The organism is Archangium lansingense (assembly GCF_026626635.1).
Classification (GTDB): Bacteria; Myxococcota; Myxococcia; order Myxococcales; family Myxococcaceae; genus Archangium; species Archangium lansingense.
In genome coordinates this window covers 2605613-2621616 of the sequence record NZ_JAPNKA010000001.1, presented here as the reverse complement: position 1 = coordinate 2621616, position 16004 = coordinate 2605613, and the positions used below count along the sequence as shown (strand labels likewise).

The window sequence follows — 16004 nt, the reverse complement described above, 5'->3', positions numbered from 1 at the left end:
CCCGGCGATGAAAATCAACCTCTACCTCTGTTATGGCGGGGACGTCGAAGCGGCGCTGGCCGCGGACCCCGACATCGCCGGGCAGTTCAAGCTGGGCGTCTCGGCCTTCTGGGTCGATGGGGAGTCCGAGGCCTTCGACCGCATCCTGGAGCTCACGAAGACCACGTCCGGGCTGCGGCTGACGCCCGACTGCGTCTTCACGGCGAAGGAGCAGTCGCAGGCCCGGTACTTCCAGGTGCTCTCCCGCAAGCGGGTGAAGGCGAGCATGCCGGACAACCTGGCCAATCTGGCCCACGTGAAGGCGCTCACACCCGTGAAGACGGCCGAGGGGCTGGCCATCAAGCGGATGGAGCGTATCGAGCTGTCGAAGGTGGTGCTGGACGCGAACACCGTGGCGGTGCTGGACGACTGGGCCGCGGAGTACCTCACCGGCGCGAACGTGGCGGAGTTGCTGAAAAAGGCGGGCCTGAAGGGGCTGGAACTGCGCCCCGTCTACCACCGGAAGACGAAAGCCCCGCACGAGGGCGTCTTCCAGCTCTACACGGAGAGCGTCATGCCCCCTGTGGAGCGGAACATCTCCGTGCTGGGGGTGAGGGCTGCGGCGTTCTCGGAGGACTCCCCGGTGCGCATGTTGGGGGCGCTCTCCTATGCCCTCGACGGCGCGCCGGAGCTGGCGGACTTCAACCGCACCGCGGAGCCCTTCAGCAGCAACCAGCTTCCCTTCTGGGTGGTGAGCCGGAAGGTGGTGGAGCTGTTCCAGGAGCACGAGGTGAAGGGCTGGGTGTTCCGCCCCGTGCTGGAGACGGGCACGGCGCTCTACAAGGACCACCTGGCGAGGTGGGAGGTGCTGCGAAAGAAGCTCGCCTCCAACCCGCGCCACCACTTCGCGGTGTGAGGACCTGGGTCGGCTCTTGCTCGATCAGATATCGAGAAGAAAGGGCTCAGGTTCGAGCCCGGGCACTGGAAACTTGATTTACTTGATTTCCAGGGTCCTGCCGAGGTGGGATGTACGGTTCCCCCCTCCTCACGAGGAGAAGCCGCGCATGTTTCGACGCCCCCTGGCCCTGCTGTCCGCGCTCCTGTTGTTTCAAGCCTGCAACCCGGTGACCGAGGAACCGCCGGCCACCGCACCCGAGCCGACGGCCGCTGTCGAGCAGAAGGCAGCGGTGCCTGGCTTCGCCGAGCTGCACCACCACATGTTCGCCGAGGAGGCGTTCGGCGGTGGCTGGTTCCACGGCAGCCACACCGGCACGCTGGTGAGCTGTGACGGAGGCGCGCCCGAGAGCGATCACGCCCGGGTGCGCATGGACCTGAGCAACATGCTCAACCTGTGCCCCAACTCGGGGTCGGTGAACCTGGGCTCCGTGCCGATGTTGGCGGCGCTGTTCGGGGTGGGCGGGGCGGTGGCCTCGGAGTTCATCGGAAAGATTGAGGGGACGGAGGGAGACACGGGCCTGCACCTGGGCCGCATGCAGGTGCCCACGCAGTGGCCGCGCTGGGACACCATCGCCCATCAGCAGTCCTGGGAGGGCTCGCTGCGGCAGGCGCACCAGGGTGGCCTGTCGCTGGTGACGGTGTCGCTGGTGAGCAACGGCTTCCTGTGCAGCGCCCTGCCCTACCAGAACCTCAACCGCCCGTGCGACGAGATGGCGGACATCGAGGTGCAGCTCCAGATGGCGCGTGACTTCGACGCGCGCACGGACTGGGCGGAGATTGCCCTGTCGCCCGCGCATGCCCGGCAGATCATCGGCTCCGGCAAGCTGGCCATCGTGCTCTCCATCGAGGTGAGCAAGCTGTTCGGCACCAAGGACTGGCGCTCGGAGCTCAACCGATTCTACTCGCTGGGGGTGCGCTCGCTGCAGCCGGTGCACCAGCTGGACAACCGCTTTGGCGGCGCGGCGCTGCACAACGTCATCTTCCAGGCCGCGCAGTTCCTGGAGAACTGCTACGTCGACTACGACTGCGGCGCCACGGGCAACGGCTTCACGCTGGGCTTCGACGTGGACGCCAACTGCCGCAACACCAAGGGGCTCACGGCGGAGGGCAAAGCCCTGGTGCAGGAGATGATCGCCAAGGGCATGCTCATCGACATGGCGCACCTGTCCGAGCGCTCCGTGCAGGACACCTTCGCGCTGGCCCAGGCCAACAACTACTACCCGCTCTACATCTCCCACGGTCACTTCCGCGAGGTGATGAACCCGGAGCTGGCGAAGACGGAGAAGACGACGCCGGCGTGGGTGGTGCGCTACCTGCGGCAGACGGGCGGCATGTTCGGCCTGCGCACGGCGCATGACGAGACGCTGACGTACACGCGCACGGCCATCGCCAATAGCTGCCAGGGCTCGACGCGCTCCCTCGCGCAGGCGTACGAGTTCGGCCGGCAGGGGCTGAAGGTCCCCATGGCGTTCGGCGCGGACCTCAACGGCTTCATCCAGCAGACGCGACCGCGCTTCGGCGACTACGGGGCGTGCTCCGCGGGATTCAAGGCGGAGGCGGACGCACAGGCCAACCAGCAGCGCCTCACCGGGCCCGCGCGCCTGGGCACGGACTTCGACGTGTACGGCCTGGCGCACGTGGGCCTGCTGCCGGACGTGCTGCGCGACCTCAAGCAGCTGGGCGCCAACACCACGGGCCTCGAGGGCTCGTCGGAGTCCTTCCTGCGCATGTGGGAGCGCGCCCAGACGCCGCGCTCGGGCATGGCGGACGCGGCGGCGGACATCGACACCAGCGGCGTGGCGCCCTACGTGGAGAAGGCCACCCGTGAGGCCCAGTACCCCCAGGTGTGCGGCAAGGCCTACGCGCCCGACTCCAAGGTGCTCGGTCAGACGTGCCGCTTCAACGAGGAGTGCATCAGCGACAAGTGCACCTCGGCGGACTGCGGCAACATCACCGGCACCTGCATCTGCGATGGTGACAACGACTGCACCACCACCCAGTACTGCGGCTGGGGCCTCAACACCGGCAAGTGCCAGAACAAGAAGGCGCGCGGCGCGCTCTGCGCGGAAGGCCGCGAGTGCCTCTCGGGCACCTGCCGCTGGACGTTCACCTGCGGTTGAACCCCTACCGCGGAACCACGCGCTCGCTTACCGGGTCCCGAGCGCGGACCGGCTCGGGCCCGGCCTTCTGGAAGGGCCAGAAGACGGGGACGGCGGCCACGAGGAAGGCCACCAGCACCACCGTGAGCGGCGTCCCCAGCCGGAAGAAGTCGCTGAAGCGGTAGTGGCCGGGTCCGTAGACCATCACGCAGCTCGGCTCGAGGGGCGTGATGAACGAGCAGCTCGCCGCCACGGTGACGCCAATGGCGAAGGGCCGCGGCTCCAACCCAAGCTGGTTCGCGGCGTTGATCGCCACCGGCAGCATCACCAGCGCCGCGGCCTGGTTGCTCATGGGCGCTGACAGGAGGATGGTCAGCGTCATCAGCAGCAGGAGCAGCACCCGGGGGCTGCCCCCTCCCACCAGATCGATGACCTGCTGGCCCAGGAACATCCCCGCCCCGCTCTTCTCCATTGCCACCCCGAGCGCGAACATGGAGCCGATGAGCAGCACCACCCGCCAGTCCACCCGGAAGGCCAGCCGCGAGTCCACGCACCCGGTGGCGATCATCAGGATCATCCCCACCAGCCCCGCGACCGACAGCGGCACCACGTCCAGCGTGCCCGCGGAGAGGGCCCCGAGGAACAGGAGCGTGGCCAGGGCGGCCTTGGCGTAGCGGGGCGGCTGGTACTCCACGTCGGTGACGACCACCAGGTTGCTGCCATCGGCCAGCTCCTTCACACGCGAGCGGGGCCCGCGCAGCAGCAGCACGTCGCCCGCGCTGAGCGGCAGGACGGCCATCGACTGTCCTCCGAAGAGCCGCCCCAGCATCTGCAGCTTCGTCAGCCGCTGGATGGCCGGCCGCCGGTGGATGGCCAGCACCACCAGTCCATAGCGCTCGGCGAAGAGCACCTCCTTGAGGGTTCGTCCCACCAGGGGGCTTCCCGGGGGCACACTCGCTTCGATCAGCACGGTGTCCTTCAGCCGCAGCTCACTGTCCGACAGCCTCAGGTCGGGGCGGATCTCAATGCCCTGCAGGTCCTTCACCCGGAGCATGTCCTCGCGGCGGCCCTCGATGATGAACCGGTCCTTCTCGGTGAGCACCAGGGTGGGGTTGGCCGGCAGCGCCTGGCCATCGCGCACCAGCCCGATGACGCGCAGTCCCAGCCCCTCGGAGATCTCCGCGAGCTGCTTTCCGATGTAGCGGCTGCCCTCTGGCAGGACGGCCTCGGTGAGGTAGTCGCGCAGCGCCCACTCCCCCATGTCCGAGTCCCCCGTGCGCGCCGGCAGCAGCAGCGGCCCGAGCAGCACCACCATGGCCACTCCGATGATGGTCACCGGAATCCCCACCGGGGCCATCTCCCACACCCCGATGGGCGCCAGCCCCAGGTTCTGCATCGCCTCGGACGCCACCAGGTTCGTCGAGGTGCCGTAGATCATGATCATCCCGCCCACCATGGACGCGTAGGCGAGCGGCAGCAGCACCTTGCTCCGGGGCACCTTGGCCCGGGTGGCCGCACCAATGGCCACCGGCAGGAAGGCCGCGGTGGTCACCGCGTTGGAGAGCGCCAGCGAGAAGATGACCACCACCACCATCATCGCCAGGACGAAGGTCTGGTGGCCGTAGCGCGCGAAGAAAGCGAGCCTCTGCCCGACCAGCTGCACCACGCCCGTGGAGGCGAGCCCCTGAGTCATCACCAACAGGGTGAAGATGAAGATGACGGTGTCGTTGCTGAAGCCCGCGAAGGCCTCGTCGGGGGTGAGGACCCGGAACAACACCAGCAGGCACACCACGATGAGCGAGCTCAGCTCCAGTGGAATGGCTTCCACGGAGAAGAGCACCACGGCGATCACCACGATGCCCAGTACGATTGCGATGCTCATGGACGCCCCCAACCTGGGACTCCATGTGCCCGGAGGTGAGACCCCTCCCCCCGCGAACGTCCGCTAGCCGAGAGCCCCACCCCTCCGAACGTCTGCTACTGAATAATGGAGGTTCAATAAGTGAAATTGAAGGAAGGCGGCAGCGCCGGGACAGGCTTCACCCCGGGGCGTTGTTGCTTTTACAGGGGCCACCCAGGAAGGTTCGCCCACCAACTTAGGAGACAAGCGAATGGCTTCGACCCAAAACGCAGCGCTCCAGGGCAACGCTCCCACGAAGAACGCGGAGTTGCTGGCCTGGGTGGCGAAGATGGCGCAGATGACGCAGCCGGACAACATCGTCTGGTGTGACGGCTCGGAGGAGGAGAAGAAGCGCTTCACCGACCTGGCGGTGAAGGAGGGCATCCTCATCCCGCTCAACCAGCAGAAGCGCCCCGGCTGCTACCTGCACCGCTCCAACCCCAATGACGTGGCGCGCGTGGAGCACCTCACGTTCATCTGCACCACGAACAAGGAGGACGCTGGCCCCACCAACAACTGGATGGAGCCCGAGGCGGCCTACACCAAGCTGACCCACCTGTTCACCGGCTGCATGAAGGGCCGCACCATGTACGTGGTGCCCTACGTCATGGGCCCGCTGGGCAGCCCCTTCGCCAAGATTGGCGTGGAGCTCACCGACAGCGTCTATGTCGCGCTCAACATGCGGATCATGACGCGCATGGGGAAGGCCGCGCTGGACATGCTCGGCGACTCCAACGACTTCAACCGCGGCCTGCACAGCACGGGCGATCTCAACCCGGACCGCCGCTTCATCTGCCACTTCCCCCAGGACAACACCATCTGGAGCTTCGGCAGCGGATATGGCGGCAACGTGCTGCTGGGCAAGAAATGCCTCGCCCTGCGCATCGGCAGCTACCTCGGCCAGCACGAGGGTTGGCTCGCCGAGCACATGCTGATTCTGGGTGTCACCAGCCCCAAGGGTGAGACCACGTACGTGGCGGCCGCCTTCCCGTCGGCGTGCGGCAAGACGAACTTCGCCATGATGATTCCGCCCAAGGAGTACGAGGGCTGGAAGATCGAGACCGTGGGCGACGACATCGCCTGGATGCGCGTGGGTCCGGACGGCCGCCTGTGGGCCATCAACCCCGAGGCCGGCTACTTCGGCGTGGCCCCCGGCACCAACTACAAGAGCAACCCCAACGCCATGGCCAGCGTGTCCAAGGACACGCTCTTCACCAACGTGGCCATGACGCCGGACGGCGACGTGTGGTGGGAGGGCATGGACGGCGAGGTCCCCGAGGAGCTCACCGACTGGCAGGGCCGCCCCTGGAAGAAGGGCAGCACGGAGAAGGCCGCGCACCCCAACAGCCGCTTCACCGCGCCCGCCTCCAACAACCCCGTCCTCAGCGCCAAGGCGAATGACCCGATGGGCGTGCCCATCTCCGCCCTCATCTTCGGCGGCCGCCGCTCCAACACCGTCCCGCTGGTCATCCAGGCCTTCAACTGGACCCACGGCGTGTTCCTCGGCGCCACCATGGGCAGCGAGACCACCGCCGCCGCCACCGGCAAGGTGGGCGTGGTGCGCCGCGACCCCATGGCCATGCTGCCCTTCTGCGGCTACCACATGGGTGACTACCTCCAGCACTGGCTGGACATGCAGAAGAAGATCGCCCACCCGCCGAAGATCTTCCAGGTCAACTGGTTCCGTCAGGACAAGAACGGCAAGTTCATCTGGCCGGGCTTCGGCGACAACATGCGCGTGCTGGAGTGGATTGTGAACCGCGTCCACGGCCGCGTTCCCACCGAGGAGACGCTGCTGGGCTGGGTGCCGCGCTCCGACCAGGGCCTCAACCTCAAGGGCCTGGACATCTCCCAGGAGGCCGTTGCCGAGGTCACCTCCATCAAGGAGGACGAGTGGAAGGCCGAGCTCAAGAGCCAGGAGCCCTTCTTCGAGTCCCTGGGCCTCAAGGCCCCCGAGGCGCTCACCCTCACGCGCAAGCTGCTCATCTCCCGCCTGGGGAGCTGAGCCAACGGCCCGGATAGGGCCCGCCGTCCTTCGGGGCCGTCCCTCCGTCAAGGTGGGGCGGCCCCGCTGTTTTCAGGCCCCTTCGCCCGGCGGGGAGTTCAGGAGTAGGCTCCGCAACCATGCGATTGGTCTTGGTTTTATTGGCGGCCCTCCTGTTCGCGCCCGCCCCCGCCCATGCCCAGCGGGGCGGCTCGCGCAATCCCAAGGAGCTCATCAAGCAGGCCGAGAAGCTGTACGACCAGAAGAAGTACCTGGAAGCGGCGGCGTTGCTGGAGAAGGCGAGCGAGTCCCTCTCCGACACGCGCATCATCTACAACATCGCCCGCGCGTACGATCAGGCCGGCAAGGAGACGGAGGCCATCTCCTACTACGAGAAGTACCTGACGGACGGCGAGGACGCGCAGCTGCGCAAGCGCTCCCGCTCGGCCATCGACCGGCTCCGGCTGCAGAAGGAGAAGGAGGAGAAGGCGGAGGTCGAGCGCAAGCGGCTGCAGGCGGAGGCCGCGGAGGCCCAGCGGCGGGTGGAGACGGAGCGAGCGGCGGCCAAACGCGCCGAGGAGGCCAACCAGCTTCGCCTGAATGCGGCGCGCGAGGAGACCCAGGTCTCGCGCAAGCGCATGCAGGTGACGTCCTTCGCCCTGGGCGGCGTGGCGCTGGCGGGCGTGGGCATGGGGACCGTCTTCGGGCTGATGGCCAACGGCTCGCGCGCCGACTTCAACGGCGCCACGGATCTGGAGTCCAAGCTGGCGGCGAGGAACACCACCCGGAGCAACGCGCTGCTGGCGGACATCGGATTCGGGGTGGGACTGGTGGGCGCGGTGGCGGCCGTCCTGCTCTATCCCAAGGAGCCCGTAACCAAACCCGGCAAGGCCCGGCTGACATCCGCGCCCCGGGGCACCGGAGCGGGTGTGGAGGTGAACTTCTGATGCGCGCGCTATTCATGACGGGAGTGGTGTCCGTGCTGGCCACCGGGTGCAGCCTCACCGTGGCCGGCGGACTCGATGAGTGCGCGACGAGCGCGGACTGTGAGAGCGATCAGGTGTGCGTGCAGCAGCTCTGCCTGCCGCTGCCTGCTGGCTGCCTGGCCGATCCCTACGGCTCCACCGAAGCCGATGCCATCCGGATGGGCGCCCTCTTCCCCCTCCACACCAGCCCGGAACCGGGCGCCAGCCTGGACGAGTCCGACGTACAGGGGCTCAACGCCGCGCTGCTCGCGCTGGACGAGGTCAACCAGCGCACCCTCAACGGCAAGAAGATCGCCCTGTTCTTCTGCGACACCGGGAGCAGCAAGGACGTCGCGGAGAAGCAGGCCCGGTGGCTGGTCGATGACAAGAAGGTGGCGGCGATACTGACGGCCGGCAGCAGCCAGACGCTCGCGGCGGCGGATGTGACGATCCCCGCGGGCGTGCTCACCATGAGCTACAGCGCCTCCTCACCGGAGCTCACGGTGAAGCCGGACACCAACGGGGGCTCGGTGGGCCTGCTGTGGCGCACCTCGCCCTCGGATGCCATCCAGGGCAGCGTCATCGCCAACCTGCTGCGCACGAGGAGCGACCTCTTCGGCGGCACCATCCCGAGCAAGGTGGGCATCCTCTACGTGGAGGATCAGTACGGACAGGGCCTCTCCAACATCATCTCCGAGCAGCTCAACACCGGCCCGACGCGGGTGGCCAACCGCACCTTCCTCTATCAGCGGGGGGGTGACGTGAAGGTGGTGCTGGACTCACTCGACATGACGTACGACCCGGACGTCACCGTGCTGATCGGCTTCGCCGATGACGCGACGGCCATCCTCAAGGAGGCCTCCACCCGGACCAACCTCAAGCGCGAGAACGGCCACCGCTGGTTCTTCTCCGACAGCGTGAAGGACTCGACCGTGCTGGCGGACTCGCTGGCGGCCAGCCAGGCCCGGGCCTTCTACGGCACCGCCCCGGCGCAGGGCACCGGCCAGGCCTTCAGCACCTTCAGCGCGCGCTTCAACGACAAGTACAAGAAGGACCCGGCCGGGTACGCCTACACCTCCAACGCCTACGACGCCATGTACCTGCTGGCGCTGAGCGCTTCCTACTCGCTGAGCACCACCAACGCCGTGACGGGCGTGAAGATGGCCGAGGCGCTCACGCGCGTCTCCAGCGGCTCGAGCAGCACCAATACCCAGCTCACCAACTCCAACTTCACCTACCTCGCGGCGGAGCTGGCCGCGAACCGGCCCATCAACGTCGAGGGCGCCAGCGGTCCGCTGGACTTCGACTCCAACGGCGAGGCGCGTGCCCCCGTGGAGTTGTGGCAGGTGGGGGACTCGGGCTTCGTCACCATCGCGTCCAACCTCGAGCCGCCTCAGTAGAGCCCAAGCGTCACCCCGCCCGTGAGCACTCGCGGGCGGGGTGCAGACGCTCAGGGGCCATGCCCCTCGAACACCCTCACATGGAGGGAGCAGGCTCCTCGAAGCCCCTGGAGCCCTGCTGAATCTGGGCCGGCACCCCGCTCCCCTCGAAGAAGATGAGCGTCTTGCCGTTGTCCTGATCCTCGACCTCCATGCAGTCGATGTTCCCGTCGTCGTCCACCTTGAGGTACACGCGCGTCGGGTTGTCGATGTGGTGCGTGAACTCCTGACGCTCGTCGCCCACCGTCACCTCGATGTCGCCGGCCTCGGAGCCCTTCGTCTCCAGATCGAGCCCCACCAGGGGAAGCCTGCGAGTCATCTCCTGGTCGCCGATGTCCCGGTTCTCCACCTCGATTCGAACGGGCTCGCTCAGCGCCCGCTTGTTCAGGTTGTCGAAATAGACGGCCCAGGTCTGCTTCGGAATCTCGATCGTGCGTCCCATGACCTACCTCCGCACCTGGGAAGTTAGGACCGAGAAGACACGAGCAACGCCCCCACCCGCCACGCTGGGGGAATGACGGTCCCCCTTCCGGCCGCAATCCAGCCAGGGTGCCATCCGATGGCTACCTGTTTGCCACGGCCTCCTTCTGGAGATCGCGCGAGGAGACGTCCGCATCCGCGCCCTCTCCACCCGGCGAGCCATCCGCGCCATAGGCAGTGATGACGGGCTTGCCACCCTCGCTGAGGTACACGTACTCGTTGCCCCAGGGGTCCTTGGGCATCTGCTCCAAGGTCTGCGTCTCCACCAGCGCGCGCAGGCCCGTGCTCGTGTCGGGGTACTTGCCCTTCTTCGCGTAGTAGAGCTTGAGCGCGTTGTGGAGGTTGGCGATGTCCAACCGCGCGGTGTCCCGCTTGGCCTCCTCGAGCCTCGGAATGACGGCCACGCCCACCGCGGCCATGATCAACCCGAGGATGGTGATCACCACCATGATCTCAATGAGGGTCATGCCGCGCTGGCGGCGGCTCTGCTGCTTGCGCATCTTCTTCAGGCTCATGTCGTTCTCCTCGTGTGTGGCCTGCCGTCAGGCCACCGGGCTGCCTGTGCAACCCCCGCGCCCACCGCCGTGACGCGAGGGGCCCCAAGGAGAAACGGGCCTTTTGACGCAGGCCGTGCAGCACCACCGCGCCAGCGTGTCGCGCCAGCGCTTGGGCCACCTGACAGGCCGTCAATGCCAGTGCGCGAGACCGCGCTCCCCGTTAACAAAGCTCGGGTGATCGCCCCCCAGGCAGCCAGCCTGCCTGCTCCCTGGCCGCGCTCGCCACCCAAGCGAAGTCCCCCCACCTTCACATCCCCCTCCACCGCACGAGCCGCGTGGTAGGATTGGGCTCCCCTGCGGTCATCACCTGAGTAGGCCCCCCCACTGGGTTCGACCCGATCAACAGAGAGAGCCTGAATGGATGCCATCGCCGTGGTAGGATTGGGCTGCGTCCTGCCAAATGCCCTTCGTGTGTCCGACTTCTGGGCCAGCATCTCCACGGGCAAGGTGTCGCTCACCAAAGTGCCCGCGCGGGCCTGGGACCACTCGCTCTACTTCCACCCGGACCGCACCATGCAGGACCGGGCCCATGCGGAGCTGGGCGGCTTCATCAACGACTTCGTCTTCGACTGGCGCAAGTACAAGGTGACGCCGGCCGACGCGCAGCAGGTCAACCCCTTCCAGTGGATGGTGCTGGAGGCGGGGACCCAGGCGCTCTCCGCGGTGCGCGTGCTACCCCGGGACACCACCGGCATCATCCTCGGCGCCACCAGCCTCGGTTGGCAGCGCGACAGCGGCATGCACATCCGCCTCGAGGACATGCTAGACGCGGTGCGCGCCACGGACGAGTTCCGCGCGCTGCCCACCACCCGGCAGCAGGAGGTGCTCGAGGTCACCGCTCAGCGGCTGCGCGCGCGCCTCAAGGAGTGCAGTGACGACAACGTGGTGGGCTCCTCGGCCAGCGTGGCCGCCGGGCGCATCAACATGCAGTTCGACCTCAAGGGCCTGCACTACTCGGTGGACGCGGGCTACTCCTCCTCGCTGGCGGCCCTGGACCTGGCGGTGCGCGGGCTGCGCGACGGGGAGTTCGACCTGGCGGTGGCCGGCGGTGTGAGCGAGATGCTGACGCCGCTGGAGTTCATCGCCTTCTCCAAGCTGGGCGGGCTCTCCCACAAGGGCCACGTCAAGCCCTTCTCGGATGAGTGTGACGGCACCCTGCTGGGTGAAGGCGTCTCGCTGTTCGCCCTCAAGCGGCTGGAGGACGCGGAGCGGGATGGGGAGACCATCTACGCGGTGCTGCGCGGGGTGGGCGGCTCGTCGGATGGCCGGGGCAAGTCGCTGGTGGCGCCCCGGCGCGAGGGTCAGGCGATGGCCATGCGCCGCGCCGTCGAGGACGCGGGCGTGGAGCTGGACTCCATCCAGTACGTGGAGTGCCATGCCACGGGCACCCCGGTGGGGGACGTCAGCGAGGTGCAGGCGCTGGCCAGCGTGTACACCGGCGCGGCGGGCTCCATCGCGCTCGGCTCGGTGAAGGCCAACATCGGCCACCTGCGCGCGGGCGCGGGCGGGGCCGGGCTCCTCAAGGCGGTGCTCGCGCTGCACCACGGGCAGATTCCCCCGCAGCCGGGCGTGGAGCGCGTCAACCCGAAGCTGGAGCTGGAGCGCACGCCCTTCTACATCCCCCGCATGGCGCAGCCGTTCCGCGCTGGCACCCTGCCCCGCGCGGCCGTCAGCTCCTTCAGCTTCGGCGGCAACAACTTCCACGCGGTGCTGGAGGCCTGGCGCCCCGGCAGTGAGCGCAGGCCCGCCCCCCGCCGCCGCCAGGACGAGCCACTGGCCATCGTCGGCATGGGCGGCATGTTCCCCGGCGCGGCCAATGTCGAGACGCTCTGGAAGCGGCTGCTCGAGGGCCACGACGCCACGCGCGAGGTGCCCAGGGATCGCTGGAAGGTCGAGCGCTACCACCACGCGGACCGCAAGGACCGGACGTACACGAAGCTCGGCTGCTGGCTGGATGAGCTCCCCTCTCCGACCATGGAGATGCGGATTCCTCCCGCGGCCTGGGCCTCGTTGGACCCCTCGCACGTGGTGACGCTGCTGAGCACCGAGCAGGCCCTCAAGGACGCGGGGTACTCGCCGGACAAGTGGGACCGGGACCGTGTAGCCCTGGCCCTGGGCTTCCTGCCCTACCAGGGCATCAAGTTCCTCGCCGACTCGCGCGTGCGCTGGGCCGAGTTCGCCAAGGAGCTGCGCGAGACGCTGGAGAAGTCCGGCCTGCCCGACGAGCTGCGCGGCGCCATCCTGCGCAACGCGGAGGAGCGCTACAAGGCGGGCCTCCCCCCCATCAGCGAGGACAGCCTCACCGGCTACCTGGGCTGCCTCAACGCCGGCCGCGTCGCCTCGCTCTATGACTTCCACGGGCCGCACATGGTGATGGACTCGGCCTGTGCCAGCTCGCTGGCCGCGCTCCACGCCTCCTGGAAGTTGCTGCAGCATCGCGAGGCAGACGTGGTACTCACCGGCGGCGTGTGGGCCGACATGTCGCCCGAGTTCTTCATCGCCGGCTGCCGCTTCAACGCGCTGTCCGCCAAGGGAAGCACGCCCTTCAACGCCCAGGCCGACGGCTTCGTCCCCGGCGAGGGCGCTGGCATCCTCGTGCTCAAGCGGCTGTCGGACGCCGAGCGCGACAAGGACCGCATCCACTCCGTCATCCGCTCCGTCGCCGGCTCCAGCGATGGCAAGGGCCGCTCCGTGCTGCCCCCCAGCGAGATGGGCGAGACGCTCGCCATGCGCCGCGCCTTGGCCGCCGCCAACGTCCCCCCCACGAGCGTGGACTACGTGGAGTGCCATGGCACCGGCACCGCCCTGGGTGACGTGGTGGAGACGAAGTCCACGCACAACGCCTACAGCGAGGGCCGCACCCGCCCCATCCTCATCGGCTCGGTGAAGTCCAACATCGGCCACCTCAACGCCGCGGCCGGCGCGGCCGGGATGATCAAGGTCACCCGTGCCATGCAGGAGCGCCTCATCCCGCGCTCACTGAAGAGCGAGCCGCGCAACCCGAAGATTCCCCAGGGCGTCGATGTGGTGACGGACAACCGCGACTGGCCCGCCCCTCCGGGTGGAGCCCCGCGCCGTGCCGGCGTCAGCGGCTTCGGCGTCGGCGGCTCCAACTTCCACGCCATCCTGGAGGAGTACAAGGGCCCGCCCTCCCGTCCGGAGAAGAAAGAAGGCGAGCCGGCGGAGGGAGATCCGAAGCTCGTCGCCGTGGCGGGCACGGACGCTCGCGCGTGCATGGAGCAGCTCAACGCCCTGTGCGAACAGCAGGGGCCGCTGGAGGACACGCGCCGCACGTCCGGCGGGCCTTGGCGTGTGGCCATCACCGCACGCACCCGTGAGGAGCTGCGCAAGAAGCGGGACTTCCTGCGCAAGACGCTGGAGGCAGGCGGGGACACCGAGCCCCTGGGCCAGTCCGGCATCTTCGCCGCGGGCCCGGATGCGCCCCTGCGCGGCGCCAAGGTGGCCATCACCTTCCCTGGCCAGGGCGGCCAGTACGCCAACATGCTGCGCCCGCTCGCCCGCGCCTACCCCGTGGTGGCCCGGACGCTGGAGGAGGCGGACCGCGTCTACCTGCGCCTCACCGGGCGCACGCTGACGAGCAGCTTCTATACGGAGGACGCGAAGAACTACCGGCAGAACGACGAGGACATCCACGCGGCCGTCTTCCTGGTCAACGTGGCCCTCTACCGCCTGCTGGTGGCCCACGGCATCCACGCGGACATGGTCATCGGCCAGAGTGCGGGCGAGCTGGCGGCGCTGGTGACCGCGGGCAGTCTCACCCTCGAGGAGGGCCTGCGCGCCATCCACTCGCGCACCGTGGCCGTGCTGGAGATGCCCACCGAGGACCCCGGGCAGATGGCGGCGCTCGCGTGCCCCTCCGAGCAGGTGCCGGAGCTCATCCAGGGCCTGCCCGGCTACGCCACGCTGGCGGCGGACAACGGGCCTCGCGCCTGCATCGTGTCCGCGGACCGCAACGCCCTGCCCGGCCTGGTGGAGCGCTGCACCGACCGGGGCATCGAGTGCACCGTGCTCGCCGTCTCCCACGGCTACCACTCCGAGCTCATCGGCGCGGCGCGCCCGGCCTACCAGCGCGTGCTACAAGGGCTGAGCTTCCGCGCCCCAGCCGTGCGCCTCATCTCCACCATCGACGCGGCGGACTACGGCGACCGGCCGCTGCGCGAGTACCCGGCCTTCCTCACCAGTCAGTTCGTCGAGCCTGTGCGTCTGCGCCAGGCCATTGGCGAGGCACACCGCCAGGGTGCCCGCATCTTCATCGAAGCCGGCCCCAAGTGGTCTCTCACCCAGTTCACCCGGGAGATCCTCAAGGGCAAGCAGCATGGCGCCATCGCATCGATTCATCCCAAGGTAGGTGACATGGAACAGTTCAAGCGCGTGGTGGGATACTCATTCGTGAATGGCGTCGGCCAGCTCTCGGAGGATGCCACGACCGCCGTGGCCGAGGTGGAGCAGGCGCTGCTCCAGCTCCCCCTCGAGGGAGTCCTCGAGCCCGCCTCCGCCCTGAAGGTGGCCATCGCCCTGGGACGCGAGTTCGGCGTGGATGCCTCCGTGGCCCAGCCGGAGAACCTGCGGACGTTCGAGGCCATCGTCGCGCTCGTGGAGCAGCTGCGCACGGGCCAGGCCGCCGTGGCGAGTGCCCCTCCCGCCGCGAAGGCGCCCCCGGCCGAGCCTGCCCCGGCCGCCCACGCAGTCACCACGGTGCAGAAGTCCATCGCGCTGGAGGAGGAGGTCCGCCGCGTCCTGCTGGACACGGTGGTGACCAAGACGGGCTACCCCGAGGACATGCTGGAGATGGACCTCGACCTCGAGGCCGACCTCGGCATCGACACCGTCAAGCAGGTGGACATCTTCGCCCGCACCCGCGAGCACTTCGGCGTGTCGCGCGATCCCAATCGCGCCCTGCGTGACTTCAACACCCTGCGCAAGGTCATTGACCACATCGTCGAGCGCGTGCTCACCGTCGGTGGCGCCGCCACCCAGGCTCCCGCACCAGCCCCCGCCGCAGCCCGGCCCGCTCCGGCGGCTCCGCCCCCCGCTGCTCCGGCCCCGGTCGCGCCCCCCGCTCCGGCCGCCCCGGTGATGCCGACCTCCACCATCGCCGCTTCGCTGGACCTCTTCGAGCAGGTGCGCGAGGTCCTCCTGCGCACCGTGGTGGAGAAGACGGGCTACCCCGAGGACATGCTGGAGATGGACCTCGACCTCGAGGCCGACCTCGGCATCGACACCGTCAAGCAGGTGGACATCTTCGCCCGCACCCGCGAGGCCTTCGGTGTGTCGCGCGATCCCAACCGCGCCCTGCGTGACTTCAACACCCTGCGCAAGGTCATCGACCACATCGTCGAGCGCGCGCAGAGCATGGGCGCTCCGGCCGCCGCTGCTTCCCATGCACGGGCCGCCGCGCCCGCCCCCGTGGTCGAGGAGCCCGCGAAGCGCTCCGGCGGTGGAGGCCCGCGCTCCGTTCGCGACGCGCTCCTCGCCTTGGATCTCCGCCAGGCGGGCGTGAAGGACGGAGAGCTGCGCAAGCTGGGTGAGGCGATGTCCTCGCGCGTGGGCACCGCCGCGCCGGAGACGGAGTCGGTCCGCACGCTGAGCGAGCTCGCCCAGAAGATCGTGAAGGGCCGCTAGA

General features: G+C 68.6%; 9 protein-coding genes. 6 read left to right on the top strand and 3 right to left on the bottom strand.

Annotated features, from left to right (window positions below):
- The first annotated feature begins 7 nt into the window (after nucleotides 1-7).
- The gene (locus OV287_RS10420) at nucleotides 8-895 is read left to right on the top strand and encodes a hypothetical protein (RefSeq protein WP_267533860.1); all 888 of its coding nucleotides are present in this window, start codon (nucleotides 8-10) and stop codon (nucleotides 893-895) included.
- 148 nt (nucleotides 896-1043) lie between these two features.
- The gene (locus OV287_RS10415) at nucleotides 1044-3056 is read left to right on the top strand and encodes a membrane dipeptidase (protein ID WP_267533859.1); all 2013 of its coding nucleotides are present in this window, start codon (nucleotides 1044-1046) and stop codon (nucleotides 3054-3056) included.
- A 4-nt stretch (nucleotides 3057-3060) separates the two neighbouring features.
- Here OV287_RS10415 and OV287_RS10410 read toward each other — a convergent pair whose 3' ends face one another.
- Nucleotides 3061-4917: an SLC13 family permease gene (locus OV287_RS10410; RefSeq protein ID WP_267533858.1), complete on the bottom strand. Its 1857-nt coding sequence runs from the start codon at nucleotides 4915-4917 to the stop codon at nucleotides 3061-3063.
- A 229-nt stretch (nucleotides 4918-5146) separates the two neighbouring features.
- Between OV287_RS10410 and OV287_RS10405 the strand changes: the two genes are divergently transcribed.
- From OV287_RS10405 to OV287_RS10395, 3 genes are all read left to right on the top strand, one after another.
- Nucleotides 5147-6940, top strand: a complete 1794-nt coding sequence (locus tag OV287_RS10405) for a phosphoenolpyruvate carboxykinase (GTP) (RefSeq protein ID WP_267533857.1) — start codon at nucleotides 5147-5149, stop codon at nucleotides 6938-6940.
- Between the two features lie 140 nt (nucleotides 6941-7080).
- Nucleotides 7081-7866 carry an outer membrane protein assembly factor BamD gene (locus OV287_RS10400; RefSeq protein ID WP_267533856.1) on the top strand — a complete coding sequence of 262 codons (786 nt, stop codon included), beginning with the start codon at nucleotides 7081-7083 and terminating at the stop codon, nucleotides 7864-7866.
- Entirely contained in the window at nucleotides 7866-9284 is a 1419-nt protein-coding gene (locus OV287_RS10395; RefSeq protein WP_267533855.1) for an ABC transporter substrate-binding protein, read from the top strand. The genes OV287_RS10400 and OV287_RS10395 overlap by 1 nt, the downstream gene beginning before the upstream one ends.
- 76 nt (nucleotides 9285-9360) lie before the next feature.
- On the opposite strand, the gene OV287_RS10390 is transcribed toward OV287_RS10395, so the two are convergent.
- On the bottom strand, nucleotides 9361-9765 hold the full coding sequence (locus tag OV287_RS10390; protein ID WP_267533854.1) for a DUF5335 domain-containing protein: 405 nt from the start codon (nucleotides 9763-9765) through the stop codon (nucleotides 9361-9363).
- A 121-nt stretch (nucleotides 9766-9886) separates the two neighbouring features.
- A complete protein-coding gene (gene gspG / locus OV287_RS10385; RefSeq protein WP_267533853.1) occupies nucleotides 9887-10318 on the bottom strand; it encodes a type II secretion system major pseudopilin GspG in 432 nt (143 codons plus the stop codon).
- 399 nt (nucleotides 10319-10717) lie between these two features.
- Between gspG and OV287_RS10380 the strand changes: the two genes are divergently transcribed.
- Entirely contained in the window at nucleotides 10718-16003 is a 5286-nt protein-coding gene (locus OV287_RS10380) for a type I polyketide synthase (protein ID WP_267533852.1), read from the top strand.
- Nucleotide 16004: the final 1 nt, after the last annotated feature.